General features: G+C 62.6%; 25 protein-coding genes. 11 read left to right on the forward strand and 14 right to left on the reverse strand.

Going from position 1 to position 26,650, the window contains the following annotated elements; genetic code table 11:
- Positions 1–205 precede the first annotated feature (205 nt).
- Positions 206–1,039 carry an alpha/beta hydrolase gene (locus tag AC2ETI_RS05730; protein WP_019747617.1) on the forward strand — a complete coding sequence of 278 codons (834 nt, stop codon included), beginning with the start codon at positions 206–208 and terminating at the stop codon, positions 1,037–1,039.
- On the opposite strand, the gene AC2ETI_RS05735 is transcribed toward AC2ETI_RS05730, so the two are convergent.
- Positions 1,036–1,992 carry a GlxA family transcriptional regulator gene (locus AC2ETI_RS05735; protein WP_029254948.1) on the reverse strand — a complete coding sequence of 319 codons (957 nt, stop codon included), beginning with the start codon at positions 1,990–1,992 and terminating at the stop codon, positions 1,036–1,038. The two genes, AC2ETI_RS05730 and AC2ETI_RS05735, sit on opposite strands and share 4 nt — an antisense overlap.
- 126 nt (positions 1,993–2,118) lie before the next feature.
- Between AC2ETI_RS05735 and AC2ETI_RS05740 the strand changes: the two genes are divergently transcribed.
- Positions 2,119–2,757 carry an HD domain-containing protein gene (locus tag AC2ETI_RS05740; protein ID WP_020969087.1) on the forward strand — a complete coding sequence of 213 codons (639 nt, stop codon included), beginning with the start codon at positions 2,119–2,121 and terminating at the stop codon, positions 2,755–2,757.
- A 9-nt stretch (positions 2,758–2,766) separates the two neighbouring features.
- Here AC2ETI_RS05740 and AC2ETI_RS05745 read toward each other — a convergent pair whose 3' ends face one another.
- The 7 genes from AC2ETI_RS05745 to AC2ETI_RS05775 form a co-directional block, all read right to left on the reverse strand.
- Positions 2,767–3,723 carry a R2-like ligand-binding oxidase gene (locus AC2ETI_RS05745; protein ID WP_019747614.1) on the reverse strand — a complete coding sequence of 319 codons (957 nt, stop codon included), beginning with the start codon at positions 3,721–3,723 and terminating at the stop codon, positions 2,767–2,769.
- A gap of 87 nt (positions 3,724–3,810) precedes the next feature.
- Positions 3,811–5,448: a sulfatase family protein gene (locus tag AC2ETI_RS05750; RefSeq protein WP_483633646.1), complete on the reverse strand. Its 1,638-nt coding sequence runs from the start codon at positions 5,446–5,448 to the stop codon at positions 3,811–3,813.
- A gap of 45 nt (positions 5,449–5,493) precedes the next feature.
- Positions 5,494–5,835 (reverse strand): DUF6292 family protein, encoded by a 342-nt coding sequence (locus AC2ETI_RS05755; protein WP_092763793.1) that lies wholly within the window; start codon positions 5,833–5,835, stop codon positions 5,494–5,496.
- A 67-nt stretch (positions 5,836–5,902) separates the two neighbouring features.
- Positions 5,903–6,658, reverse strand: coding sequence for an alpha/beta fold hydrolase (locus tag AC2ETI_RS05760; protein ID WP_020906952.1), 756 nt, complete (start codon positions 6,656–6,658; stop codon positions 5,903–5,905).
- Positions 6,645–7,490: an alpha/beta hydrolase gene (locus AC2ETI_RS05765; protein ID WP_483633647.1), complete on the reverse strand. Its 846-nt coding sequence runs from the start codon at positions 7,488–7,490 to the stop codon at positions 6,645–6,647. The genes AC2ETI_RS05760 and AC2ETI_RS05765 overlap by 14 nt, the downstream gene beginning before the upstream one ends.
- Before the next feature lie 164 nt (positions 7,491–7,654).
- The gene (locus AC2ETI_RS05770) at positions 7,655–9,208 is read right to left on the reverse strand and encodes a DNA polymerase Y family protein (RefSeq protein ID WP_069145839.1); all 1,554 of its coding nucleotides are present in this window, start codon (positions 9,206–9,208) and stop codon (positions 7,655–7,657) included.
- Positions 9,205–10,125 (reverse strand): hypothetical protein, encoded by a 921-nt coding sequence (locus tag AC2ETI_RS05775; RefSeq protein WP_483633648.1) that lies wholly within the window; start codon positions 10,123–10,125, stop codon positions 9,205–9,207. The genes AC2ETI_RS05770 and AC2ETI_RS05775 overlap by 4 nt, the downstream gene beginning before the upstream one ends.
- Before the next feature lie 227 nt (positions 10,126–10,352).
- Here AC2ETI_RS05775 and AC2ETI_RS05780 point away from each other — a divergent pair, with 227 nt between their 5' ends.
- A complete protein-coding gene (locus AC2ETI_RS05780) occupies positions 10,353–11,552 on the forward strand; it encodes a serine/threonine-protein kinase (RefSeq protein WP_020906948.1) in 1,200 nt (399 codons plus the stop codon).
- 27 nt (positions 11,553–11,579) lie between these two features.
- Here AC2ETI_RS05780 and AC2ETI_RS05785 read toward each other — a convergent pair whose 3' ends face one another.
- Both AC2ETI_RS05785 and AC2ETI_RS05790 read right to left on the reverse strand, forming a co-directional pair.
- Positions 11,580–12,968 carry an FAD-binding oxidoreductase gene (locus AC2ETI_RS05785; protein WP_019747606.1) on the reverse strand — a complete coding sequence of 463 codons (1,389 nt, stop codon included), beginning with the start codon at positions 12,966–12,968 and terminating at the stop codon, positions 11,580–11,582.
- The gene (locus AC2ETI_RS05790; RefSeq protein WP_483633649.1) at positions 12,968–13,804 is read right to left on the reverse strand and encodes a class I SAM-dependent methyltransferase; all 837 of its coding nucleotides are present in this window, start codon (positions 13,802–13,804) and stop codon (positions 12,968–12,970) included. The genes AC2ETI_RS05785 and AC2ETI_RS05790 overlap by 1 nt, the downstream gene beginning before the upstream one ends.
- 151 nt (positions 13,805–13,955) lie before the next feature.
- Here AC2ETI_RS05790 and AC2ETI_RS05795 point away from each other — a divergent pair, with 151 nt between their 5' ends.
- The 6 genes from AC2ETI_RS05795 (at position 13,956) to AC2ETI_RS05820 (ending at position 19,534) form a co-directional block, all read left to right on the forward strand.
- A complete protein-coding gene (locus AC2ETI_RS05795; RefSeq protein WP_141487510.1) occupies positions 13,956–14,633 on the forward strand; it encodes a winged helix-turn-helix transcriptional regulator in 678 nt (225 codons plus the stop codon).
- A gap of 110 nt (positions 14,634–14,743) precedes the next feature.
- Positions 14,744–15,328 carry a M15 family metallopeptidase gene (locus tag AC2ETI_RS05800; RefSeq protein WP_019747603.1) on the forward strand — a complete coding sequence of 195 codons (585 nt, stop codon included), beginning with the start codon at positions 14,744–14,746 and terminating at the stop codon, positions 15,326–15,328.
- 2 nt (positions 15,329–15,330) lie between these two features.
- Positions 15,331–15,972, forward strand: a complete 642-nt coding sequence (locus AC2ETI_RS05805) for a phosphatase PAP2 family protein (protein ID WP_019747602.1) — start codon at positions 15,331–15,333, stop codon at positions 15,970–15,972.
- Between the two features lie 75 nt (positions 15,973–16,047).
- Complete coding sequence (locus AC2ETI_RS05810) at positions 16,048–16,746, forward strand: response regulator transcription factor (RefSeq protein WP_019747601.1); 699 nt, start codon at positions 16,048–16,050, stop codon at positions 16,744–16,746.
- 47 nt (positions 16,747–16,793) lie between these two features.
- Positions 16,794–18,137 carry a sensor histidine kinase gene (locus AC2ETI_RS05815; RefSeq protein WP_243617069.1) on the forward strand — a complete coding sequence of 448 codons (1,344 nt, stop codon included), beginning with the start codon at positions 16,794–16,796 and terminating at the stop codon, positions 18,135–18,137.
- A gap of 188 nt (positions 18,138–18,325) precedes the next feature.
- The gene (locus tag AC2ETI_RS05820; protein WP_483633650.1) at positions 18,326–19,534 is read left to right on the forward strand and encodes an MFS transporter; all 1,209 of its coding nucleotides are present in this window, start codon (positions 18,326–18,328) and stop codon (positions 19,532–19,534) included.
- Here AC2ETI_RS05820 and AC2ETI_RS05825 read toward each other — a convergent pair.
- The 3 genes from AC2ETI_RS05825 to AC2ETI_RS05835 are packed head-to-tail and all read right to left on the reverse strand — an operon-like array spanning position 19,531 to position 22,971.
- Positions 19,531–20,985, reverse strand: a complete 1,455-nt coding sequence (locus AC2ETI_RS05825) for an MFS transporter (protein ID WP_029254936.1) — start codon at positions 20,983–20,985, stop codon at positions 19,531–19,533. The genes AC2ETI_RS05820 and AC2ETI_RS05825 overlap by 4 nt on opposite strands.
- Before the next feature lie 49 nt (positions 20,986–21,034).
- Positions 21,035–21,694: a response regulator gene (locus tag AC2ETI_RS05830; protein ID WP_483633651.1), complete on the reverse strand. Its 660-nt coding sequence runs from the start codon at positions 21,692–21,694 to the stop codon at positions 21,035–21,037.
- The gene (locus AC2ETI_RS05835; protein WP_037134353.1) at positions 21,691–22,971 is read right to left on the reverse strand and encodes an ATP-binding protein; all 1,281 of its coding nucleotides are present in this window, start codon (positions 22,969–22,971) and stop codon (positions 21,691–21,693) included. Before AC2ETI_RS05835 ends, AC2ETI_RS05830 begins: the two co-directional genes overlap by 4 nt.
- A 236-nt stretch (positions 22,972–23,207) precedes the next feature.
- On the opposite strand from AC2ETI_RS05835, the gene AC2ETI_RS05840 reads away from it, so the two are divergent.
- Both AC2ETI_RS05840 and AC2ETI_RS05845 read left to right on the forward strand, forming a co-directional pair.
- Positions 23,208–24,602, forward strand: a complete 1,395-nt coding sequence (locus AC2ETI_RS05840; protein ID WP_069145833.1) for a PspC domain-containing protein — start codon at positions 23,208–23,210, stop codon at positions 24,600–24,602.
- A complete protein-coding gene (locus AC2ETI_RS05845; protein ID WP_020906937.1) occupies positions 24,599–24,832 on the forward strand; it encodes a hypothetical protein in 234 nt (77 codons plus the stop codon). Before AC2ETI_RS05840 ends, AC2ETI_RS05845 begins: the two co-directional genes overlap by 4 nt.
- A gap of 56 nt (positions 24,833–24,888) precedes the next feature.
- Here AC2ETI_RS05845 and guaA read toward each other — a convergent pair whose 3' ends face one another.
- Positions 24,889–26,460 (reverse strand): glutamine-hydrolyzing GMP synthase, encoded by a 1,572-nt coding sequence (gene guaA / locus AC2ETI_RS05850; protein WP_019747593.1) that lies wholly within the window; start codon positions 26,458–26,460, stop codon positions 24,889–24,891.
- Between the last annotated feature and the right edge of the window lie 190 nt (positions 26,461–26,650).

Raw genomic sequence — 26,650 nt, forward strand, 5'->3', positions numbered from 1 at the left:
GAGGCAGCGATTTACATGGTCATGTTCTTCGAAGTGCTATTTGTTCTCGCATCGGTCGCGATGGGATGGTTTGCCATATACGTCATTTACCGCCTGATCACGGACGAGTGACAATGACCTCTGTCGAGGATCTGGTCACTGGTGAATGAGTCCGTAAAAAGCGGGCATCCCGTATCGATCATCGGTCCGAGAGCGGGGAGCGCGCATGTCGCCCAAGTCCAACCCGACTGTTCTGTTCATCCACGGACTCTGGATGCACCCGACCACGTGGGATCCCTGGGCGCAGGTTTTCAACGCGCAGGGGTACTCCACGATGGCACCCGGATGGCCAGGGGATGCGTCCACGGTGGGTGAGACGCGCGAACACCCGGAGGACATCGCGGGACACGGCATCGACGACGTGACGGACCACTACGCCAAGGTGATCGCTGATCTCGACGAACCACCGATCGTGGTCGGGCATTCGTTCGGAGGTTTGATCGCGCAGAAACTGCTGGGCCAGAAGTTGGCGACCGCGGCAATTGCCATCGACCCCGCTCAGCCCAAAGGTGTGTTGAAACTTCCTCTCGTTCAGCTTGGAAGCGTGTTCCCTGTCCTGTCCAACCCTGGCAACTACCGGAAGGCCTACTCACACAACAGAAAATCGTTCCACAAGTCCTTCGCCAGCGCCGTGTCCCAGGACGAGTCCGACGCCCTGTTCGAGCAGTATGCAATTCCCGCCCCCGGACGGCCGTTGTTCGAGGCAGCACTCGCCAACTTCGCGCCCCACAGCCCCGCTGCAGTGGATTTCAACGCCCGCCGCGGCCCCCTCCTGATGATCGGCGGCGGTAAGGATCGCACAGTACCGAAGGCCAGTTCGGACAGCTCGTTCAAGAAGTACGCCAAGGCCCCGACGATCAACGAATACAAGGTATTCGGCGACCGAGGTCACTCGCTGACCATCGACCACGGTTGGCGTGAGATCGCCGATTACAGCCTTGCCTGGCTCGACAAGCAGGGCATGAGCCCGCCACAAGGCAAGCACGAAAGTCAGTCCTAGCCGAACGCTTGAAACCGACGACGGTACACCTGGGGCGAGATTCCGAGATGAGTCGAAAATGCTCGTCGTAGGGATTCCGAACTGCCGAATCCCGCCAACTGCGCGGCTTCGGTCACCGAGTGGCCGGCATCGAGGAGCGCCTTCGCAGCGTCGAAACGGATCAACTCGACGTATTTGGCCGGCGTCGTCCCTAATTCTTCGCGAAAGAGCCTCGTCAGATGACGCGGGCTCAGGTGCGCCAGGGCAGCCAGTTGCTCGACCGAATACTCCCCCGCCGGATCGGCCGCGACGGCGTCGACCACTTCTCGGAGCGCAGGGACCCGAGGCCGCGGCCCACTGAGCGAGGGCGAAAACTGTGACTGTCCGCCTGGACGCTGGAGAAATACCACCAGAAGTTGTGCGACGCGTCGAGCCATTTCTGCACCATGATCACGCTCGAGCAATGCGAGCGCGAGGTCGATGCCCGCGGTCACACCCGCAGACGAGAACACCGCGCCATCCTGAATGAAGATGGCGTCAGGAACCACCGTGATCTGTGGATAGGCGCGCGCCAGCGTTGCCGTGTGTTGCCAATGTGTCGTTGCGCGGCGTCCGTCGAGCAATCCACTCGCCGCAAGAATGAATGTCCCGGTACAGATTGAGGCGACCCGGCCCGAACGCCCCGCCAGATCGCTTGCTGCCTCGCGCAGTTCCGGACTCACCGGCGTCGACGGGAACACGTCTCCACCCATGACCAGCAACGTGTCGAAAGAACCGGAATCTACAACGTCACGGTCGACCGGAATGCGCATCCCGGTCGACGAGTCGACATCGTGTCCACCTACCGAGCAGATCACCAACTCGTAGTTCGCCCCGCCGCGATTGGCTTCCGCGAACACCTCACTCGGACCTGCGACGTCGAGCAGTTTGACGCCGTCGAACACCAGGACGGCAACTCGATGCACTGCGGTCACGATGCGCTCTCCTTCGTCCTGATCTGTGGACAGTATGGCCGAGATCAGGGTGCGCCCGCGGGCGTGCTCGACCGACACTGGGATAGACCGAGAAATTCGCAGCAACGACGAGCAGAGCAGGTACCGATGACCACGATCATTGCCGGTGTGAAAATCCCCGATTCGAAGATGGCTGCCGACGCCACCGAGCTGGTACGAGATACGGCGTCCGAGTTACTGTTTCACCACTCGCGACGTGTCTTCCTCTTCGGATCGCTTCAAGGAGCGCGTCTGGGTCTGCAGGCCGACCCCGAATTGCTCTACGTCGGCGCCATGTTCCACGACCTGGGGCTCACCGAGAAATTCCGGGACAGTACGTCACGTTTCGAATTGGACAGCGCCGACGAAGCGCGGCGATTCCTCACCGGCTACGGAGTCGACGAAACCGACATCCGCACAGTGTGGGAAGGCATCGCTCTGCACACGACGCCCGAGATCCCCTCCCGATTGGAACCCGAAATCGCCTTGGTGACAGCGGGTGTGGAGACCGATGTACTCGGAATCGGATACAGCGAACTCGACCAGGCCGACATTGACGCCGTCACCGCGGCTCACCCGCGCCCGGATTTCAAGAATCAGATCTTGAAGGCTTTCACCGAAGGCTTCAAGCACCGTCCCGAAAGTACATTCGGGACGGTCAACGCTGACGTACTCGAACATTTTGTGCCGGGATTTCGGCACATCGATTTTGTCGAGGTCATCCAGAACTCGGCTTGGCCCCAGTAGAATTCGCTGTCATTTGGCCGCCTCACTCATCGCAGCGGCATCTTCCGCCCCGAACTTTTCCTCGAGGGTCTCCGGCGAATAGTCGAGGTCGATCTCGGCGACGTCGCGCCCGCGCGCGGACTCGATCGCCGAAAGTCGGCGCTGCGCACGGTCTGCGGCGTACTCGAGGAACTCCTGATTGTCCAAACCGAACGGCTGCACCTCGAATTGATCGTTGACCCAGTTGATCATTCCGAGTGCCATGGGCATGAGTTCACCCATCCGCTGCTGGACGACGTCCCAGTTGTGATCGTCGGCAGCTACGTGCCTTCGGCAGGTGAACGTCCCCCAAGCCATGTGCCGTCGCTCGTCGTCACCGATCTTTCGCACCAATTGCTGCATGCCAGGCAGGATTCCGCGCGTCGCACAGACTTTCTGCCAGGCGTAGTAGCCCGTCAACGCCAAACTGCCCTCGATGACGTGGTTGTACGTGACGCTGGCACGCACCTGGTTGACCGGACTCGGATCCGTCTCGAGAATGCGTAGCGACGAAGGCAACTCCTCGTAGAACAGTTGCCGGTAGTACGGATTGTCAGCGACGTAGGAATGCAGATCGCTGGTCAATCCCACTTCGTCCATCCACAGCCGAAAGACCTGGGTGTGCTTGGCTTCCTCGAAACAGAACTGCGTCAAGTACATCTCGTCGCCGAATCGCCCCTCGGTCGACATCGCTTTCATGAACGGTTGAATGTCTTCGGTGACGGCTTCTTCACCGGCAATGAACTGCGCGCACAGGAAGGTGGCGCTGCGCTGCTGCTCGCTGGTCAGCTCCTGCCAGTCACGAGCGTCCTGGGAAAAATCGAGGTCGGTTGGGTTCCAGAATTTGGCATTTCCCTTGGTGAACAATCGGAGTGGGAACGAATCCCAGTTCAACCCTCCCGACCGAAGAGTACTGAAACCTTCTCGCCCCGGCGAGGTGACAGTCATGACATTCCTTCTTCCCGAACCGAAGACAGATGCCCCATCAGCATGCCCGCAGAACTGAAACGTGAATCAGTTTTGGCGAAATTCGATCTATTCCTTCAGAGAAACGCCCTTGGTCTCCATCACTGCGAAGAGCTTGGCGTTCATCTGAGCCGCCAGATCCGGCCGATACGAGCCGATATTGAGCGGATTGGCTAGATTGTTCAGTTCCAAGGGGTCGGCTTGTAAGTCGTAGAGTTCGTATTGCGGCGCAGCAACTCCCGCAGGATCGAAGTACATCGTGTACTTCCACCGGCTCTCCCGGATGCAGCGGATGTGATTGGGCTGCGTGACGATGTTCTGACCGTCGGGCGTCGCACAATTCTGATCGTCGTAGGTGAACAGAATCGTGTCCTGAACCTGCGCGCTGGGACCGTGGGGGTAGGTGGCAGCGTCGATGATGACCGGTGTCAGATCGGTACCCGAGAAGTTCCACGATTCACGCGCTGGCGCTTGGGCGAGAGTGGCGAGAGTGGGCATCACGTCGATCAACGACGCCAAGGCGTCTGTGCGAACGGGTTCGGGAAACAGCAGGGGGTTGCTGATGACCAGTGGAACGCGCAGCGTTTCCTCGTAGGCGTTGAACACCTTCTGCCGCAAACCTCCGTGGCACATCCCCATCTCTCCGTGATCGGACATCCGTACGATCACCGTGTCGTCGAGCATCTGCGGGGTGGCTTCGATCGCGTCGAGCACGCTGCCGATGTGTTCGTCGACCACCTTGTGCATGTAGGCGTAGAAGTTGATGTAGTTGCGTGCCTGATCAGGCCCGAGCAGCGGCCCGAGCCCGGCTGCGAGTAGCAATTCCGACTGAACCTGCGCTGTCGGTTTGTGATTGAGTGCCAGGATCTCGTCGAAAGTGGGCGGCAAGTCGATCCCCTGCTCGAAGGCGCCTGGCGCGTCCGATCCATAGTTGTCGCACGTTCCGTTCATCGCATTCCAGGTCTGGGGGTACGCGAGGACGTCGTGTGGGTTCACGAACGAGACGATGAGCGCCCAAGGCTGCCCGGATGTGACCGCAGATCCGGAGAGGAAATCGACTGCCTCCTCGGCAACACGGCGATCATGGTCGGCGCACCCGCCACCGAAGTGGTCCGGATTGGTGTCCTGACCCGCGTCGGGGGGAATCCACCCTTCGAAGCCGAATCCCGCTACATCGTCACTTGTCGGATCTCCACCCTCGACGCCTTTGCTCAGATGCCACTTCCCCCGGTACTGAACGTTGTAGCCGGCCGACGCCAGCAGCTTTGCCATGTTCTGCTCGGAGACTTGTAACTGTGGCTCGGTGGGTGAGACAGTGCCGCCTTCGGTGAGGGTTCTGGTGACCCCGTGCTGCGCGGGAAAGAGGCCGGTGAAGAACGTACTACGACTGGGCGAGCACATCGCGGTATTGCACACTGCCTGGTCGAACGTCAGCCCGTGATCGGCAATCCTCTTGCGGTTGGGCAGATTCTGATCAGCCCAGCCCTGCGGCCAATACATCGGCCGGCGCTCCTGATCGGTGATGATGACAACGATGTTGGGTTTCTGCGGAAACCGATCGGCGGGCGATGCTTTCGCCGGCGCCGCGCTCGCCGCGCCGGTTGCCACGTCTGCCACTCCGGCGAGGACAAGAGCACCGACGCCACCGAGGAACGTCCGGCGCGGCAATGAATGACAGTGCGAGGCAGGAACGTTCTCTGGGTTCACGGGCGTCGTCCTCTCGGAGGCGTTGTGGCCCCAGAGTTGACCGAATCAGTGTTCGCTACACATGCGCGAGCAAACTGCCTCGGCGCTGATCAGTTCGATGACTCGATCCGCGCAGCGCAGCGGATCCGGTGTCCGGCCGATACCGAGAGGGTCGACAATCGAAATCGTCCTTCGCACGTCAGCCTCCTCGACACCCCACGACCAACCGAAGTCGTGATTCCAGAGCAGAACCGCATTCTTCCCCGGATGGTTTCGGGCATGAACTGGCAGAACGATCACCGCATCCATACTCGGTCCCTGCGGCCATCGGACGGTCTCACCGTGAACGGATCGTGCTACCGCGTCGACGTATTCGTGTGGGGACCAGTCGTTGCCGTTGGTATGCATGGAAGTACATTCGGTGCCGCACGCGTAGCGGATGGGTTCTTGCCGGAACTGATCGAGTATTGCGCTTTCAGGAAATGAACGGCAACACAACGGATTCGAATTGGCGATGGCCGTCGCGATGGACACTGTGGCCGGTACGGAACGAGACCAATTCGCAGCGCGCGACGGTGGCTGCAACAGCGTCGAGGCGATCGGGATCCACCATCCCGCCCAGACCTCCACGCAGGAACAACATGTCAGCTTCGATGAGCGGCAACCGATCCCACCACTGCGGATCCGGTCGGCGGAACTGCTCGAGCGCGGACCGCGTCATCGAGCGATCGAACGTGAGCGCAGCTCGCGGGTGCCGAACCAGACTTGTTGTTGCATGCCACAGTTCTGGCACACTCGGCAATTTCCTCGCGAATACCTGTTCTGCGTCACCTGTGCGTAGCGGCAACGGCGCTTCCTCGATGACCAACTTCCGCACCACGGTGGGTCGTTTCTGCGCGATCAACGACGCCGCGTGCCCGCCGAGCGAATGGCCGACGAGATCCACCTGATCGAGTTCGAGATGATCACACACGTCCATGACGTCGTCGGCGAACTCGTCGAACAGATACGACGACGCCCGAGCGCTCCGGCCGTGGCCGCGAAGATCGACCGAGACAACTCGCCGGTTGCGTGATCGCAAGGTCCGCGCGAACTTGTCCCAGGTACCGCTGTCGCCACCCATTCCGTGCACGAGGACTACCGGAGGCAGATCGGCAACACTGGGATGCGAGCCGGAATCGCGGTAGCTGATCTGGACCCCGCCGGCACTTCGTACGTTAGCGACACTCACGAGTTCCCAGGATAGACCTGTCCTCGTGGATTGCTGAAGCTGTCAGCCGAGGCGGCAACTGCCCTGGCCGCGTGACCTCGTCGTAGCGACCGAGCCCGATCCTCGCGATGTTGCGCAGCGACTCGCTTGCATCGGCGAAGTATCCACAATGCCCTCGAATGGCACCGGTGTCGAAAACAACAGCTCCGTGCTGCGCCCGAACTGGAGACGGGCCGTGCCCGAGGCGACCGATCTTCACGCGTGGGAAATACCGAATCCAGTCCGACGGCCCCAGCGCGGCCCAGAGATTTCCGGCAAAGCACAGGTCTTCGCGAGAACTGGTCCCCATCCCCGGGCTACCAAGCACCACACAATCGTCTACTCGCGCCGACGGGAGGGCGAGTCCGCACACCACGGCCCCGTAGCTGTGTCCGATGAGCGTGACATGCGCCAAACGCGGCAGGATGTGTGTCAATCGCGCCAGATCGATCGCACCGCGTTCTGCGAGTGTCCGCGAGAACGACTCGAGAAATCCCCACGGCGTCCGATAGCCGACCCACACGATCACCGCGACGTGATCGTCCGGTCCGAGCGTTCGGAGCATTCTTCCCAGTGTCCATCCGCTCGCTCGTGGTCCGGTCGGACGGTTCTCGTCGAAGTAGTTTCCCAATCCGTTGTCGTTGCCAGGCACGAAGATGACGATGTGCTCGGCTGTGGCGACATCGCCGAACACCTCCACGATCCGGCCTTCGCCAGACTCGTCGTACGCCAGAAGTTGTGCGTCGTGCAGCTCCGTCTGCTCGTAGTGAAGTCGATCGGTTCCGGAAACTTCAGGTCGACCCGCCGTTGCCATGACACTCCTCGTAAAGAGTTGCAACGGTGAGAATCATTGCAACGGTTACTTTTTGAATGTCATCAACGCTAGGAGCCGAGCGACGGCATGACGATGGTGCCAACGCCCCTACTGTTCGTACAGTCGACTCGACCAGGCGGGTACAGCTGGCTATACCTGCGAGCTCATTCGTACACACCCTCCACCGACCATCCACCGCCTTCACAGATCATCAGCAGCGCACGCGATTCCTCCAACAGAACCTGAGCCCGCGCCGCCGTGCGTGCCGAGGCAGCGTCCCACCATCGCTCGTCAACCGGCCAGGGCCCGGCCCACCCCTGCACTGCCCATTCCTTGCTCCCCCACTTCAGCCTTCCCGGCTGCGAACTGAAGACACCGCGCTCAGTGACGTACACGGCGTTACCGGCCACATCCCCCAGCCACACCTTGGGATTGTCGACGAAGATCGACCCCGGAGACGGTTGTGGCAGACGGCCCGGCCACGGGGCTGTCGGATCATGGGTAGCTACCCGCTCGTCACCCAAGGGCAACAAGGTAATTCGCTCCAAGGGCCCTCGACCTCCGCTCAGGACACCGACCTGAACCGATTCGCCACCCAGAAGACCCTGCACGCGCACCAATGCTCGCCTGGCTCGCTCCTCCTCGTCGCCGACACCGCCCCACAGCCCCAACTGCAAAGCGCCGGCACTGACCACCTCCACCGGTTCCAGACGCAACACGGCTATGCCTGCGGTTGGCCGGGTCTCACTGCGCCCGGTGAGCCAGCCATCCAGTTGCCATCGCACTCGATCGGCCGTTCCCTCCGGCGTCAGAGGTTCGGCGCAACGCCAAGTCCGAGAAAGATTTTCACCGTTACCCGTACTGGCCGAAATCGACAGACGGGTGCACGCCACCGCGGCAGCAGACAACTTGTCGTGCAGGAGACTCGCCAAGGCGCGCCCGGCAAACGCTGCGGCATCCACCCGCTCGATCGACGGATCGTAATGCTGCTCCACCTCCAGGCCCGGCGGAAGTGTCCGCGCCGACGGTGGCCGTTCGGGTTCACCGCGCGCCGCACGATGCGCGAGCACCGCATCGGCACCGAAACGCGAAGCGACGTCCACTGCCGGTAGATCCGCAAAAGCACCGATGGTTCTGATCCCGAGCCTGCGCAGCAGATCCACCAGCTCCCCGCGATGCGGTGCAGACAGGCTGGGTTCGGCCGCCAACTCCGGCATGGGTAGCGGCGCCAGAAACCGTGCCCCCTCCCCCGGCGGCACCAACGCTGCCCGGCGCGCGGCAATGACCGCCGTGGACAGCTGATCTGCCACCCCCACCTGACTCTCGACACCCGCAGCAGATGCCTGATCCACCAATCGTTCCGCCGCAGCTTCCTCAGAACCGAAGTACCGACTGACACCACGCGCGCTGAGCACCAACAAACCAGGACGGAGTACCTCGACGCCCGGTGCCACCGCGTCGATGGCCGCGGCCACCGGCTCGAACAATCTTGCATCGCGTTCCGGATCTGCCATCGCCACATACAGTTCCGGGCAGCGAGCCTGCGACTCGCGTCGGCGCAGGCCTCGTCGCACTCCCTCCGCACGAGCCGTCGCCGAACATGCGATCACCCGATTACCCGAAGTGACCGCGACGGGATGTGTGGCCGGAAGATCGGCAAGCGCTGCCGCTGCCACCGCCGGCCAGTCCGGGCACCACAACGCCAGAACTCTGCTCACAGTGACACCACCTGCGACGACACCACCTGCTCCGGCATCACCTGCTCCGACACCACCTGCGACGACACATCCTCAACCGGCCGAGAAGGTACCCACTCGACCCGCCCGGCTGCACTGCAGATGTCCAGACGCGTGGTCCGGGGCTGGAACGAGCGCCCCCGAGCACGAACCGCGAGGCTCAGGGAACTGAGCCGTCCACGCCCCAACTCCCGACCCTGACCGAACCCACCATAGCCATGAACCCGAGCGTCCAACCGAACCTCGACTCCGTCCCAGTGACCTTCGGTGACAACAAGAGTCGAGCCCTTGCTCCGAGCACGTGCGACCACCGCCCGAGCACGCGACGGGGATACCGACGCACCCGCCAATCCCAGAATCACCAGATCCATACCGTCGAGCAGCACGGCGGCGATCTCGACCGGATCCGGCCCAGGCGCCGGAATGAGTGCCAGACGTTCCAGTTGCGCACCCATCTCGTACGCCGCCAGCAATCCCAGTCGAGGCTGCCCGATGACTGCAACATGCCCTCCGGACGCCGTCACCGACGCGACCAATCCCAAAAGCAAGGACGCTGCACCCTCGACGGACACCACGGTTCCCCGCACCAAACCGCCCTGCGGTAACAATGCGGCGATACCCTCCGGCACCGGGAGGACACCGGCTTTGTGCGCACGGTCCACGACCGGCCTGTCCCGGTCGGCAACACTCTCGGAGGCCGCTGCACTTGTCCCGGAAACACCAGCCACAGGAACACCGGCCACAGAAACACCGGGCCCGGAAACACTCGGTCCCGAAAACGACGTATCGCCTCGCGAGGGAATGGACGCGATCTGTCGGCGGAGCTGTGCCAGCCGATCCTGACGGGACAACCCCGCCGCATCTGCCGACAGCTCTACCAACTCGGTCACCTCGGTCATCCCCATCCTCCGGAACACCGGAAAAACTCACTCGGCAGCAATCCATAACCAGCCGGCAAACCGCGGGGAAGTCGGGTCTGACATGCATCCAACGAACAGCAATTTCGAACATATTTTCGAACTGTTTTCAGTAAACCGTGTCACCCCCGACACGTCAAGCAGAGCCAAAAACCCAGTTCACAGGAGCCTCGAGCGTCACAGTGGCATCAATCCATTAACCTTGAGATGTGACAGCTCAAGAGCAGACCGGGAGGGGCATCGGGCCCGAATACCTGCTGGCGGGGCGGTACCGACTCCGCTCCAAGATCGGCGACGGAGGGATGGGCGCCGTCTGGCTGGCCCGCGACACCCTCCTCAGCCGTGACGTCGCGGTGAAACAGGTCACAAGCACGGAAGGCCTCGACACCGAAACGGCCGAAGAGGTCCGTGAACGTACATTGCGCGAGGGCAGGAACGCCGCAAAGCTCACCCATCCCCACTCCATCGCCATGTACGACGTCGCGATCGAGTCCGGCGAACCCTGGCTGGTCATGGAGTACTTCCCGGCTCGCAGCCTCGCCCAGGCCATGAACCTGGCGGACACGTTGCCACCACTCGAAGTCGCGCAGATCGGCGCGCAGATCGCTGCGGCACTCACCGAAGCGCACGCCGCCGGCATCGTCCACCGCGACATCAAACCCGGCAACATCCTGATCGCCGACCGAGGCAAGTCCCTCGGCACCGTCAAGATCAGCGACTTCGGCATCGCCCGCGCAAAGAGCGACGTGTCCGACACCCAGGACGAGGTCATCACCGGCACTCCCGCGTACTTCGCACCCGAAGTTGCCCGCGGCGACGACCCCACCGAGGCCAGCGACGTCTTCTCACTCGGGTCGACGCTCTACACGGTGATCGAGGGCCAACCGCCCTTCGGCATCGACTCGGACGCCATCGCCCTACTGCATCGTGTCGCCAAGGCCGAGATCTACCGACCCACCAAGTCTGGACCGCTCACCGATGTTCTCCTTCAGCTCCTCGAGCCGGACCCGACCCGTCGGCCGACGATGGCTCAGGCACGCGACGCGCTCGCCGCAGCCGCGACCGGCGGCGGCACGATCGATCAGTTGATCGACGCTCCCGTCTACTCGTCCGAGGGCGCCGTGCCGGCCTGGGCTCACCGCACCACACAACTCGCCGACCCACACCGCCGCAATCGCCTGACCGGCTCCACGGTCACCGGACTTCCTGCAGTGCAACAGAACACGCCACTGCGAAATGTTCCCAGTCCGATGGACATGTTCTCCTGGCCGCCGCGGATGCCGACCGGACCCGCCGATGCCAGCACCCGCGACAAGGTAGTCGCGTGGGCTCCCCTCGCCATGACCGGCATGGTCGCCGTCATCGTCTTGGCCGCACTGATCGTCGTCATCCTGGTGTTCACCGCCTGACTGGTGTTCACGGTCTGAGCACAAGCTTCACGCAGGCAGAATGTTTGCATTGAGGTGAAACACGTTGTCCGGGTCGTACTTCGCCTTGACTGCGGACAACCGCGCGTACTTCCCCGCGCCGTAGGAAGCTCGCACTCGGTCCTCGTCGACGTCGGTCATGAAGTTGACGTACCCGCCTTGGTTGGATGAGAACGGACGCAAGGCTTCCCAGGTCTCACGCACCCACGATCGATCCAATTCCAGCGTCCCGGCATCGGTGGCCGTCGCCGTCATATTGCACACGTAATGCGGTGTGCGAGAACCACCGAACGCTGTGTCGTCCTCGCCGACGGAAGTGAAAGCTCCCTGCAGCGGAAAGATCGGCATGAAGGACATCGGCGACGATTTCTTGCCCGCTTGTTCGGTCAGAACATCGATCACGTCGTCGGAGAAATCCACCAGGTCCAAAGCCTTCTCATAGGCGTACGCACCCCACGGTTCCGATTCGTCGAGCATCGACTGCAAGCCGACGTACGGGATCGGAGTGACGAACTCGAAAAGCGTCGGCAAGCCCTCTCGAATCGGCGCAATCGCGTTCGAGTGTTCTACTTCCGATCCGAAACCGGCTACCAGCAACGCGTATCCGGGCAGTAGGTGAAATTGATCCGGGACAAACGGCGCCGGCGGCGCGGACAAACTGACGGCAACCATCGCACCCGCATTTCTCGGCAGGGCAGGCACTACCTCGCGGCACAGACGAAGCGCTGCGGGTCCGTCCTCCATCCCCCAGAAGAACAGTCCCAGATGCACTTCCGGACCGATCTCGCTCAGACGGTACTCGAACTCGGTGACCACTCCGAAATTTCCGCCGCCACCGCGCAGTGCCCAGAACAAGTCGCTGTGATCGTTCTCGGAGGCTCGAACGATCGAACCGTCGGCGAGCACCACCTCTGCCGACACCAGATTGTCGATCGCCAGGCCGAGCGTGCGGGTCAACCACCCCATGCCACCACCGAGTGTCAGGCCACCGACGCCGGTATCACTGATCACTCCGCCGGTCACCGCCAACCCGTGTTCCTGCGTCGCCTTGTCGAGGTCGGCGATCGTCGCACCACCACCGACCCTGGCTCGCTTCGCTGACGGGGCGACGCTGACTACGTTGATCGCACTGAGATCGATCATCACGCCGCCTTCACACACCGATGTGCCTCGGTAGGAATGCCCGCCACCTCTGACCGAAACCTCCAACGAATGGGCTCTGGCAAATGCAAGTGCCACAGCCACATCCGACGCCGACCGGCACCTGGCGATCACCGCCGGACGATGATCGATCTGCCCGTTCCAGATCGATCTGGCGTCGTCGTACTCCGGATCTCGGGGGCCGAACACAGAACCTGTGATCGCCGATTTCAGTGGCGCGAACTCAACCGTCGTCATCACGCACCTCCCCCACCGGGCGTCACGGTGACCAGCAGGTACTCCCACTCCATCGTGAACGGTTCGCTTCCGCTGCCGTACCTTTCCGCCAATTCGAGCAGATCGCGGTCCAGCGCCTGCGTTCGGTCAGGATCGCCGACGATGTTCCGGTACACCGCGATGGTCGGCCCGTAATTCTTCTTGAAAAAATCACGGAACTCTTCCGGCCCTCTGAATGTGTCCACACGAAGTACGTCTTTCCTCGTGGCCACATCGCCGAGCAGATCACGAGCATGGTTCTCATCGCCCCACAAAGGCGCCGGCTGCGAACCAGGAGGCGGCGGCGGTGCGTACGGCTTCATCGTTTTGAACATCTCGCCGATGAATCCCGTCGGAGTCCAACTCAGCACTCCGATCTTTCCGCCGGGTCGGCACACTCGCACAAGTTCGTCCGCGGCGCGCTGATGATGCGGTGCGAACATCACACCGACGCACGAAAGCACCACGTCGAACTCGTTGTCACTGAAAGGAAGAGCCTCGGCATCGGCCTCCTGCCAGTCCAATTCGACTCCGGCGAGGGAAGCGGCCTCCTTACCCGCTACGAACAATTCGGGAGCCAGGTCAGTGGCAATCACCTGCGCACCCAGCGCGGCCGCCGGAATGGCGGCATTGCCGGACCCCGCCGCGACGTCCAGCACGCGGTCACCCTTCTGCACACCGCACTCGCCGACCAGTACCGGCCCGAGTTCCGCAATGACCTGCGTGGCCACCGCCGGATAGTTACCGAGACCCCACATGGCCCGATGCTTGGCCTTCAGCTCACGATCCAGCCCGAGCGTTTCCGTCGATTCACTCATTACCGTTCTCCTTCAATATTTTTGGTACTCGGAGCCCAACAACCTCGGAGCCCGACAACATTCATGCCGTTACTTCGACGCTACGACGACGGTTCACTCCGCTCCAGTACGAAATCTGTACCGGAGCACTCCAGAGGCCTACGATCGAATGATGGGGTCCTCGTACCACCAGTTCTGCCCCGTCGCCAAGGCGATGGAGCTACTCGACGAGCGGTGGACGCTGCTTCTCCTGCGCGAACTGATGATGGGAAGCGACCATTTCAACGATCTCCGACGCGGACTTCCGCGAATGTCACCGACTCTGCTCTCCACGCGGCTGCACCAACTCGCGATCGCCGGCATCGTGGAGCGAGAAGAAACCGACTGCGTCGTCCGTTACCGATTGACCGACGCGGGCCGAGAACTGCGCCCTGTGGTCGAAGCTCTCGGAATCTGGGGTACCAGGTGGATCGGCGAGCTGGGCGATGAAGACCTGGATCCGAAACTGCTGCTGTGGGACATGCATCGACGCGTGGATCACTCCGTGGTTCCCGACGGAAAGACCGTGGTGCACTTCGTTTTCTCCGGAGTGCGTGAACATTCGCGAAACTGGTGGCTCGTCATCAATTCCGGGGAGGTGGACATGTGCGATATCGATCCGGGTTTCGACGTTGCGGTGTCGGTCTCTGCGGGCTTGCGATCGATGACCGAGATCTGGCGCGGTAACCTGACCTGGTCGGACGCCATACGGTCAGGTGACGTCACCATTTCGGGGCCTACGGCGTTGCGTCGTAGCTTGCCTTCGTGGTTCGAACTGTCGACTTTCGCATCGATCCCGCGCCCCGCGTAAAGCGCGCTCACCAGCCCCGTTCCGTCCTGTTACAGAGCTGTTTCAGACCGTGACACCGTCGACGAACGGCGACCACCTGACGGTGACACTGACCGAGCAGTCTCTGTTGTATGCCCAGCCACCGCGGAATAATCCGCCTCGCCGCACTCGGTGCAGTCGTACTCGGTGCGCTCACGCTCAGCGCATGCTCGTACACAGAAGAAGCAAAGCCCAAGAGTGGTAATTACCTTGCCACTCAGCCTGATTCAGGACCTGCAGGCGGCGAGATCGAGGACGGCATCAGCGTGCAGGATACCCATGTACCTGCACTGGCCCGTCTCGATTCCGCACTGCTCGCGGCGCTGCAGTCGGCAGCGGCCGACGCACAGGCCTCCGGAGTGAACATGCACGTCACCTCGGGTTGGCGGTCCGCCGCATACCAACAGCGACTGTTCGACGAAGCCGTCGTCAAGTACGGCAGCATGAACGAAGCGTCCAAATGGGTGCACTCCCCGAGCCTGTCGAAGCATGTCAGCGGACAAGCCGTCGACATCGGACCGACCGACGCCGACGACTGGCTCATCCAGCACGGCAATGATTACGGCCTCTGTCAGACCTATGCCAACGAGATGTGGCATTTCGAATTGGCAACCACTCCCGGCGGGGAATGCCCGCCCCAACTGAGCAACCCTTCGGACGAGAGAGCGGAAGGCTGATCATGACTCGAGTCAAACCCGCGAGACTGATTGCCGCACTGGCACTCCTGATCCTCGGAGTCGTCGAATTCGAACTGGCAGTCAACACTACTGGTGGTCAGATCGTCGACCAACAACTCATGGTGGGCGCGGCCACTTCCGAAGGACTCAGTGTGTTCTCCACCGAGTTCATCGGCCTCGTCACTCCGATACTGATAGTGGGAGGAGTGCTCGTGGCACTCATGATCACATTGCGCAACAACCCGATTGCGCTGGCCCTACGCGTCGTCGTCGTGACCCTCGGTCCCATCACGACGGCCTGGGTTCTCAAACAATCGTTGGATCGACCGGACCTGAACGGTCTGGTGATGCACAATTCCTTCCCCAGCGGCACACTGACGGCCATCGCTGCTCTGGTCTGCGCGATCGTGCTCGTCACACCCTCGAGGTGGCGGGCAGTCGTTGCAGTCAACGGCGCGCTGATCACCATCGGGACCGCGATCTCGGTAGTCGTGTTGCAATGGCACCGGCCGAGTGACGTGATCGGTGCGCTACTGCTCGTCGGCTGCTACACCCTCGCCGTGTCGGCATTTCCGTTGAACACCAGCGTCGCACGGCACGCGGTACTGGCAGACTCAGGCAACGAACGGCTCTCGAAAGTGTGACCCCTGTACCCTTGGCTGACCGAGATTCCTCCGACCGCAGAAGGCCCCTGATCATGGCGAGTCCAAGGTGAGCTCATGGTGAGCATTCTTTTCATAGAAGACGATCCAGCGGTGGCCGAGGCAATCACGTTGGGACTGAACCGACTCGGGCACAACGTCAGCCATCGCCCCGACGGTAACGGCGATTTCGACGACGTCCTCGGCTCCACCGACCTCGTCCTACTCGACCTCGGACTGCCAGGAGCCGACGGTTACGAGATCTGTAGACGCATCCGTACGCGCAGTTCGATCCCGATCATCATCTTGACCGCCAGATCCGACGACATCGACACTGTTGCCGGCCTCGAGGCCGGTGCCGACGACTACGTCGTCAAACCGGCCAGTCCGCGTGTCCTCGATGCTCGGATCAAAGCCGTCGTGCGGCGCTCGGCGCCCGCAACGACGCGTTCAGATGTGGCGCCGGGCGCAGAGAAGTTCGGCGACCTGGAATTGGATCGGTCGTCATTGCAGGTACGCAAAGCCGGGACGCTGCTGACCCTGACTCCGACCGAACTCCGACTGATACTGGCGCTGACCGAAAACCCCGGACAGGTTCTCAGCCGCAGGCAGTTGTTGTCCGCAGCCTGGGACCAGGAATACCTGGGCGACTCACGAATCGTCGATGCAGCAGTGCAGCGGCTGCGCGGAAAGATCGAGGACGACCCAGCCACACCGACCGTGATCGAAACGGTGCGCGGGTTCGGGTATCGCTTCAACACCAGCCCGGCCCGATGAGACCGACCTGGCTTCGGGTCGACGGTCTTCGGACCAGGCTCGTGCTCGTGTTCATCGCAATCGTCGTGATCATCGCCGGGGCAACCGCAGGCGTCGTCTCGTTCATGGCGCGGTCGTGGATCTATTCCAACGCTCAGGACGTGGCAACGGCACAATTTCGCGACGAACTGCAGTACAGCAACGGACCGCCGGTAGACGGGTTGACACCTGACACCCTCGACCAGATCTTCCAGTCCGACATGACTCTGATCGTCGACGGCGAAGTCATCCGTCAAGGATCAGTGGATGCGGCAACGATCCCACCCAGCTTCGAAGAGGGTTTGGACAGTCCCAAACTGATCCGCTTCGAGAGACTCGACTCCCAGCGCATCATGTTGGGAATGTCGGTCAATGTCGTGGACATGACTGCAGACGACGGCTACGACAACGAGACACTGGTCAAAGCCGTCACCATCCGGCCGCTGGTAGGGGTGCAGGACAAGTTCGACGACCTGCTTCGAGCTGTCGGTCTCACCCTCGCGGCGGGTGTGCTGGTGAGCGGTCTGCTCGGACTCTGGATCGCGTCGACGCTGGTCCGTCCGCTCAAACGCCTGGACGAGGCCGCCGCCCGCGCCGCCGACGGCGACCTGAGCGTCCGGCTCCCCGAAGACGGAGTAGCCGAACTTGCCCAGGTCACAACAACATTCAACAACATGGTCGCTCGCAACGAAGCGGTCATCCGAGGTCTGGAAGAATCGGAAGAGCAGTCGAGAAGATTTGTCGCCGACGTCTCCCACGAGCTTCGAACGCCGCTGGCGGCATTGGTTCCGGTCAGCGAAATCCTCCGCGAAGAGATCCCTAATCTTCCGCCAGACGCCGCCGCTGCAGCGCGCATCGTGAGCAGTGAGATCGGCAAGCTCACTCGACTTGTCGAAGATCTGATCGAAATGTCGCGCCACGACTCACAACAGGCGCGTCTCGTCCTCGACGACGTCGACCTCGTCGAATTGACCGAGCGCACACTCGAGAGCCGAGGTTGGACAGAAACCGTCGAACTCCGTGCACCCGAAAACGTCAGCACCAGAGTGGATTCGCGTCGAATCGACATAGTCGTCGCCAACCTCGTCGGCAACGCACTGCGCCACGGAGCGCCTCCGGTTCGCGTCGAGTTGAGCGCAGAACCCGGTTTCTCCGTCATCACCGTCGTCGACCACGGCCCCGGCATCTCACCCGAAGACCGGCAGGCGATTTTTCGGCGGTTCTACAAGGTCGACACCGCGCGCGGACGCAGCGAGGGCAGCGGACTCGGGCTCTCCCTCGCCGTCGAAAACGTGCACTTGCACGGCGGCACCATCGGCGTCGACCAGGTGGACGGGCGCACGATTTTCACGGTTCGCCTGCCTCATCGCTGACCCCTTCCCGAGCGAACGTACCTTTCGGCGCACCCAGGGCGATCGTCGTACCGTTCGCTCGAAAAGGGGTGGGCACTTCGCACCCTGGGCCGCCCACGTTTGACCAAATAATGGGATTCCGGTTTCAACATGTGAAACTACGCGAGTAGCGTCGGCATCGTCGAACAGCGTAGAAATCGGAGGGCACCATGACGCAGGCGTCGCGCTTGGAAAAGACGGCCGTCTCCCCGAAGGCGTGGACGATGCTCGGAATCGGCGTCGCAGCCCAGGCCGCAGGCACCGTCTTCGTCAGCACCCCCGCCTTTTTGATCCCCCTGCTGCATTCCGAGCACGGTCTCTCGTTGACGCAAGCCGGAACCCTGGCCGCTGCACCCACTTTCGGCATGGTTCTCACCTTGGTGGCGTGGGGAGCGATGGCCGACAGATTCGGTGAGAAATGGGTCATCTCCATCGGGCTCGCGCTGACGGCGATCGCCGCGCTCGCCGCGACCACCACCGACAACTACGCCCTCCTCGGGATCGCATTTCTACTGGGCGGAATGGCTGCGGCGAGCACCAACGCCGCCAGTGGGCGTGTTGTGGTCGGCTGGTTTCCCAAGGATCGGCGCGGCCTTGCGATGGGCATCAGGCAGATGTCACAGCCACTGGGCGTGACCATTGCGTCGTTGACCATCCCGACTCTCGCCGCGAATGTAGGAATCGGTTCGGCCGTCGGACTGTCGGTGGCGCTCAACGGCGTCCTCGCCCTGATCTGTGCCGTCGCATTGGTCAATCCCCCGCGCCCGGCGGCACGGTCCACAGATATCCCGGTCGAGACGATCAACCCTTATCGCTCGAACTGGTTCCTCTGGCGCATTCACGTCGTCTCGGCACTGCTGGTACTTCCGCAGTTCACCCTCTCGACGTTCGGTCTGGTCTGGCTGATCAGCGAGCAAGGCTGGGATGCGGCGCCCGCTGGACTCCTGATCGGGATCTCCCAGTTCGTGGGTGCGCTCGGCCGCATCGTCGTCGGCATCTGGAGTGATCGTGCCGGAAGCAGAGTAGGCCCGCTGAGGTTGGTTGCCGTCTCCGCGTCCGCGGTCATGTTGGCCATGGCAGCAGCCGGCGCAGCGCCTTGGGGCGTTCCGGCCCTGATCCTGCTGCTGGCAACAACCGTCAGCGTCGCCGACAACGGTTTGGCGTTCACATCCGTCGCCGAAGCTGCCGGGCCGAAATGGCAAGGAAAAGCGTTGGGCGCACAGAACACCGGCCAGTTCATTGCCGCGTCAGCAGTGGGCCCGGTGGTCGGTGCGCTGATCGGCGCGGTCGGCTACCCGCTCGCTTTCGCGATAGTCGCGGCATTTCCAGCCGCGGCAATCCCCTTGGTGCCCAGCCGAGATCGCGACATCAGCGTCTAGTCCCTCATCGGATTCGGTTGCACTGCAGGTCCCGTCAGATCACAATGCGGCTTGCAGGCAACCGAATCCGCTTCCTGAACAGGCTCGACTGCCGGAGTACGAATCAGCGTCGCGGCGATGGCCGCACCGATCAACAGCAGAGCCACACAGATGTACATCGCGTACCGGAAACCGTCGGAGAAACTCGACGGATCGACCAGGCTCTCGGCATCAATGCCCACGAGAGCGGGCAAGGCCGCAACCGCAAGAAGCTGGCTCGTGCGAGCAACGGCATTGTTCACACCTGACGCGATTCCGGACTGCTCCACCGGCACCGAGCCGAGCACGGCCGCAGTCAACGGCGCCACCATCACCGCCAGGCCGAGCCCGAAGACCAGAACTCCCGGCAGCACGACGGTCAGGTACGACGCATCCGGGCCGATCCGCGTCATCAACACCAACCCCACCGCGGCAACGGCGGGCCCGACCGTCATCGGCAATCGCGGTCCGTGCGTCTGCGCGTAACTGCCCGCGCGCGAAGACAACAGCAACAATGCCAAGGTGATCGGTACCGTTGCGACGCCGGCAGCCACCGGCGAGTACCCCGCGACCAACTGCAATTGCAGCACGAGCAGGAAGAACACACCGCCAAGCGCCGCATAGACCGCGAGAGTCACCAGATTGGCCGCGACGAACATCCGCGAACGAAACAGGGACGGCGGCACCAACGCACTCGGCGATCGACGTTCCACCACAACGAACAGGCACAGCGCGAGCACCCCGACCAGCCCGACTATCGGGTTGACTTCGATCAGCCCGTACGTCAGCGCCCCGAGACCGACTACTGCGCAGGCAGATCCGACCACGTCCAGGTGCTCGGGCGGATGCGGATCGCGGCTCTCGGGCACGTGGCGCACCGCTGCCCACACCACGACGATCGCCAACGGAATGTTGAGCAGGAACACCGATCTCCATCCCGCTACTTCCACCAGCCAACCGCCGAACAGCGGACCGATAGCGCCGGCGACACCACCCAAGCCCGACCACAAGCCGATGGCCGCACCGCGGTCCTCCTCGCGAAGTGACGCGGAAATGATGGCAAGGCTGCCAGGCGTCAAGAGCGCAGCTCCCACTCCCTGCAGGATCCGCGCAATCACCAGAAATGTGATGTCAGGTGCAATTCCGCACAGCAACGACGCGACCGCGAACCAGACCGTCCCCCACACGAATACCCGCCGCCGACCCCAACGATCGCCGAGGGCTCCGCCGAGCAGTATCAGCGACGCCAATGCCAAGGTGTATCCGCTGAGAGTCCACTGCAGCCCGGCGACACCAGAATTCAAGTCCTCGCCGATGTGCGGCAGAGCAATGTTGACGACGGTGCCGTCGAGGAGAGCCATGCTCGAGCCGAGAACGGTGGCGGCGACAACCCAACGCCCACGTCTCGACGCGAGCGCCAGTGGTTCCGTCATCGGTCCATGGTGCGCCTTCACTCGCAATCGCGAAAGGGTGCGCGGAAATTCAGTCGATCTGTCGGCGATGTGCCCAACGTGTCAGCGCATTGCGATTGGACTGCTGAGTCTTTCGCAGAACGTTCGATGCGTGAGTCTCGACGGTCTTCACGGAAATCACCAGGTCCTCGGCAATTTCACGGTAGGTGTACCCACGTGCCAGCAATCTGAGCACTTCGAGTTCCCGCGGAGTAAGAGAATCGAGTTCCGGATCGAGTTGTGGCTCGGGTGCATTGGAGCGTCCGGTGAAGGAGTCCAACACGAAACCTGCCAGGCGCGGCCCGAACACCGCGTCACCACCGGCAACGCGTCGTATGCCCTCGGCAAGTTCGGATCCCGAGATCGTCTTGGTCACATACCCGCGCGCACCGCCGCGGATCACCGCGATCACGTCTTCGGCGGCATCGGAAACGCTGAGCGCCAGGCACACCGGGCCGGAATCGATTCCGCGCAGAACTGCCACTCCACCACCGTCGGGCATGTGGACATCGAGCAGAACGACATGCGGCTTCGTCGAGTTGATACCGGCGATTGCCTCCGCCACGCCGCCGGCCTCACCGACGACATCCATATCCGTCTCGCGCGAGAGCTCGGCCCTCACCCCGGAGCGGAACACTGCATGATCGTCGACAAGAAATACGCGGTACGGGGGCGGCGCAAGCGAAGTCACTGGGGCTGTTCCTCGGGGTTGTCGACACGGTCAGCAGTCTGGTCCCACTTTAGAGCAGAGTCACCGAGCGGCATGTGCACGCGGATTTCGGTGCCCTTTCCGATGTCGGATCGAACCACGACGCGGCCACCGCGCCGCTCGATTCGACCACGAATCGACTTGGCCAGCCCCTGGCGATCTTCCGGCACCGCGTCGACGTCGAATCCGACGCCGCGATCACGAACGAACACACTGACCTGATCACCCTCGACCTCGGCGAACAGATTGATTTCCTTCTCCCCCGAGTGCTTTGCCGAGTTCACGAGAGCTTCACGCGTCGCACCGAGGAGCGCGGTGAACGCTTCCTTGGGCAGGCCGTTCTCGACGCCTTCGCCTTCGAGTTGTACGTCGCCGACAGTGACGGGACGGACCGTGACACCGTGCTGGTCTTCCACTTCACCGGCGATGATCTTCAGGCCTTCCGTCAGGCTCGTGTGGTCGATGTCGCCGCCGCTGAACAACCACTTGCGCAGCTCGCGTTCCTGACCGCGGGCCAGGCGCGCCACCTCTTGTGGGTTGTCGGACTGCTTCTGAATCAGAGCCAACGTCTGAAGGACGGAGTCGTGTAGATGCGACGCAATCTCTTCACGTTCGTCGTTGCGAATTCGGGCCGCACGCTCGGCGCCGAGAGCACGCCACATCCGCAGCCACAGCGGCACCGTCAACAAACCGACACCGATCAGCGTCACGACCACAGCCAAGAGAGACGAGCGCAGTGCTTCGAGGTCGACCTGAGCAAGGACGACAACGCCAAGACCCAAGATGATCAAGGTGGCTCCCCCGACCACCCGCGCCCACGTCAGAACGGTAGGCCGCTGCGGCAAGCCGATGACAGTACGGGGACCGTCGGAGTCGAACTCGCGCCACACCAAGGCGGCACCGATCGCGACGACGAAGAACGGCGCGAGCACCGAACCCGCCGTGCCGCTGAACAACCAGGACAACGCGGCTGCGCCGCCCAATCCGAGTGCGATCAAGCCGTACGCCCGCTGCCGCTCGGCCGCGGACGGCTTCTGCGTGTCCGTGCCGGCGGAGGTGAAGATCCACAAGGCGCCGTAAATGACGATGCCGGATCCGGCCATCGCCGCAAGAATCGTGAAGGCGACGCGCACTTTCAGGACGTCGATACCGAGATGATCGGCGATCCCGCCCGCAACTCCGGCGACGATGCGACCGCCGGAGCGCCGCTCCAGCTTTCGCAGTGGCACGGCACCCGGAATGGGCACGCCCTTCTTCATGGGTACGGGATGCACCGGTACCCCGTTGACGGGCGGGCCTCCCGCAAACCCGGGAGCGGGACCGCTCACGAACGGCGGATCTGACAGATATTGCACATAGTCGATACTGGCACGAACCACGCGGACACACATCAGGGTCCAACCCTGAATCAGTCCGCCACCCTCACCCGCGATCACCACAAAGATCAGGGTTGGCCCTGATGCGCGGAGGCTGCCTCGGAAGCCAGGATTGATTCATGAACAATCCGACTTTCCAAGAACAGATCCAGGATCTGTGGCGGACCCGCCCCGTGCGTCTGCCGGCACAAGGTCACGTGGCTGGGGTATGCGCCGGAATCGGATACCGGTACGGCATCGACCCCGTTCTCGTACGCGTGGCGTTTGTCGCGTCCACCATTTTCGGTGGCTCAGGCATCCTTCTCTACCTCGCCGGCTGGTTGGTACTTGCTCGTGCCGGTGACGGATCGTCCCCCGCGCAGTCGTTGATGGGCCGCGGACACAGTTCCGATTCCAGTACCAAGACCATCGTCTTGCTGGTGGCCCTCGCCATCGCGGCTACGACTGTCGGCCCCGTCGGCGTCGGTCTGGGTGGTTCCGGACTGATCGGGCTGATCCTGATGGTCGGTGGCCTGTGGCTGCTCTACCAACGAGCGCCCATCCCGCCCGCACTGCCGCAGAACACGTCGCCTTATGTCGGCGCAGGTACCGCGTATCCAGGCACCGGATTCACGCCTGGGCCGTTCACCCCCGGATACTTCGCGCCCAATCAGCCTCCCGTGTACACGCCGTACACCAAACTCCCCGACAGCTATGTGCCCGAGGAACGACCGGCCGACCATCCGCAGCAGTCACCACAATCTCAGGCCGCTCATCCGACGATCAACCTGTCGAAGGACCCGAGCGCTTCGGTCAGCACCAATCCGACCGAGGTGATCGGTGAGGCCGCCATCACGCCGCCGTCCTGGGATCCGCTCGGTGTCGCTCCGTTCGCCTGGGATCTTCCGGATCCGGCAGCCAAGGCCACACCGCTGCTCCCGTTGCCGCCACGTAAGCGTCGCTCGCGTTGGACGCTGACGGTCCTCGGACTCGCAATCATCGTCGCCGCAGTCACCGGGGCAGCGGGCGCCGCAACCGGCAACGAGTGGTTCACTCCCGGCCGAGTCGGTGCTGTCGGACTCGCCGTCATCGCACTCGGCCTGATCCTCGGGGCATTCTTCCGCAAGGGGTACGGCCTGCTGGTCGTCACCGGACCACTCGTGGGTTTCGTGCTTCTCGCCTCGTTGGTCTACCCGATCGAGTTCGACGCCTCGGGTGAGCAAAGATGGACTCCGGCAACAGCTTCCGAGTTGGAGCCGTCGTATTCAGGAGCCTTCGGAAGCTTCACTCTCGACCTCAACGGGGTCAAGTTCACCGAGGACAAGACCATCGACGTCGCGGCGTCGTTCGGCGAGTTCACCGTCATGGTGCCACCAACCGTCAACGTCAAGAACAGCTGCACCGTCGTCATGGGTGACGGATCAGGTTGCCTCGACGGCGGAATACACCCGGGCCGTGATGTGACACCGGACTCTCCCACCCTGACCATCAACGCCAAAGCCACGTTCGGCAGCCTGAAGGTGACGCAATCATGAGCGAGTACGACGAGACGACAGACCAGGACGAGACCCGAGAATCCAAGCGCCCCTCAGCACTTCTGCTGATCGCAGGACTGGCCGCACTACTGGTCAGCGTGTGGGCGTTGGTCGGGCCGTTCTCTCTGGCGCCGGCAGCGAACATTCAATTCCGTTGGCTGTTCGTCGGTGCCGCCGTCGTGGCAGGACTACTGCTGGTGATTCTGCCGAATCGGCGCAACCGCAAGTAAAACTACTGTGCGCCTTTATTAACCGCGGGGGGTTAATAAAGGCGCACAGTTGTTTTTTACTCCCACTCAATAGTTCCCGGCGGCTTGCTCGTCACGTCGAGGACTACGCGGTTCACGTCCGCAACCTCGTTGGTGATTCGAGTCGAGATGCGCTCGAGGGTCTCGTACGGCAGACGCGTCCAGTCTGCGGTCATCGCGTCTTCACTCGAGACCGGACGCAGCACGATCGGATGACCGTACGTCCGGCCGTCACCCTGCACGCCCACGCTGCGGACGTCGGCGAGGAGAACCACCGGGCACTGCCAAATCGTTCCGTCCAAGCCTGCAGACGTAAGCTCTTCGCGCGCAATGGAATCTGCATGACGCAGGATCTCGAGGCGATCGCGGGTGACCTCACCGATGATGCGGATACCGAGTCCGGGACCGGGGAACGGCTGGCGTCCGACGATCTCTTCCGGCAGACCGAGTTCGCGGCCCACTGCACGGACCTCGTCCTTGAACAGCAGACGCAGCGGTTCGACCAACTTGAACTGCAGGTCTTCCGGCAGCCCGCCGACATTGTGATGGCTCTTGATGTTTGCAGTTCCCGTGCCGCCGCCGGACTCCACGACATCCGGGTACAGGGTGCCCTGCACGAGGAAGTCGACGGTCGCACCGTGAGATGCGTTCTCGCCCAGGACATCACTGACTGCGCCTTCGAAGCTGCGGATGAACTCGCGTCCGATGATCTTGCGCTTGGTCTCGGGATCGGTGACTCCAGCCAACTCACCGATGAAGGTGTCCGCGGCATCCACCGTGATCAGACGAGCGCCGGTTGCCGCGACGAAGTCCTGCTCGACCTGCGTGCGCTCACCGGCTCGCATCAAACCGTGATCGACGAAGACACACGTCAACCGGTCGCCGATTGCCCGCTGAACCAAAGCCGCAGCGACAGCCGAGTCGACACCACCGGACAGACCGCAGATGGCGTGTCCGTCGCCGACCTGCTCGCGAACCTGCTCGATCAGCGCATCGGCGATGTTGGACGCCGTCCACGCTGCCGGAATACCGGCGATCTCATGCAGGAAGCGGCTCAGAACCTGCTGACCGTGCGGGGAATGCAGAACCTCGGGGTGGTACTGCACGCCGGCGAGCTTGCGGGCGCGATCTTCGAACGCTGCGACGGGAGCGCCATCGCTGGTCGCAGTCACCTCGAAGCCGGACGGCGCTTCGGTGACGGCGTCACCGTGGCTCATCCACACCGGCTGCGTCGCGGGAAGTCCGTCGTGCAGCAACCCACCGGATACCGCGATGTCGGTACGACCGTATTCGCGGGTACCGGTCTCGGCAACGGTGCCGCCGAGGGCGCCTGCCATTGCCTGGAATCCGTAGCAGATTCCGAAAACCGGGATGTCGTGATCAAAAAGTGCGGGATCGAGCTTGGGAGCACCGTCTGCGTAGACACTCGAGGGCCCGCCCGAGAGCACAACAGCCAAGGGGTTCTTGGCCACGATCTCCTCGACGGTCGTGGTGTGCGGAATCACCTCCGAGTAGACCTTGGCTTCGCGAACTCGCCGTGCGATCAACTGCGCGTACTGCGCTCCGAAGTCGACGACAAGAACTGGTCTCTGCTGCTCGATATCTGCCACAGGTGCAGTCTAATCGCCGCAGCCAGCGCTTCTGCGCATGCATGGACTCAGCCCGCTCCTCGGCCGAGTGAGCGCGAGGTACGTCACTACAAAGGCCGACCCTCCGGACTGCGCGGCGACCTCGGGGCGAACTAGACCACCGTCCAGGTCAACGATGCCCCAATCGCCAGCACCTTAGCTTCGGCAATCA

The organism is Rhodococcus sp. MurmanLake-1, from assembly GCF_056945715.1.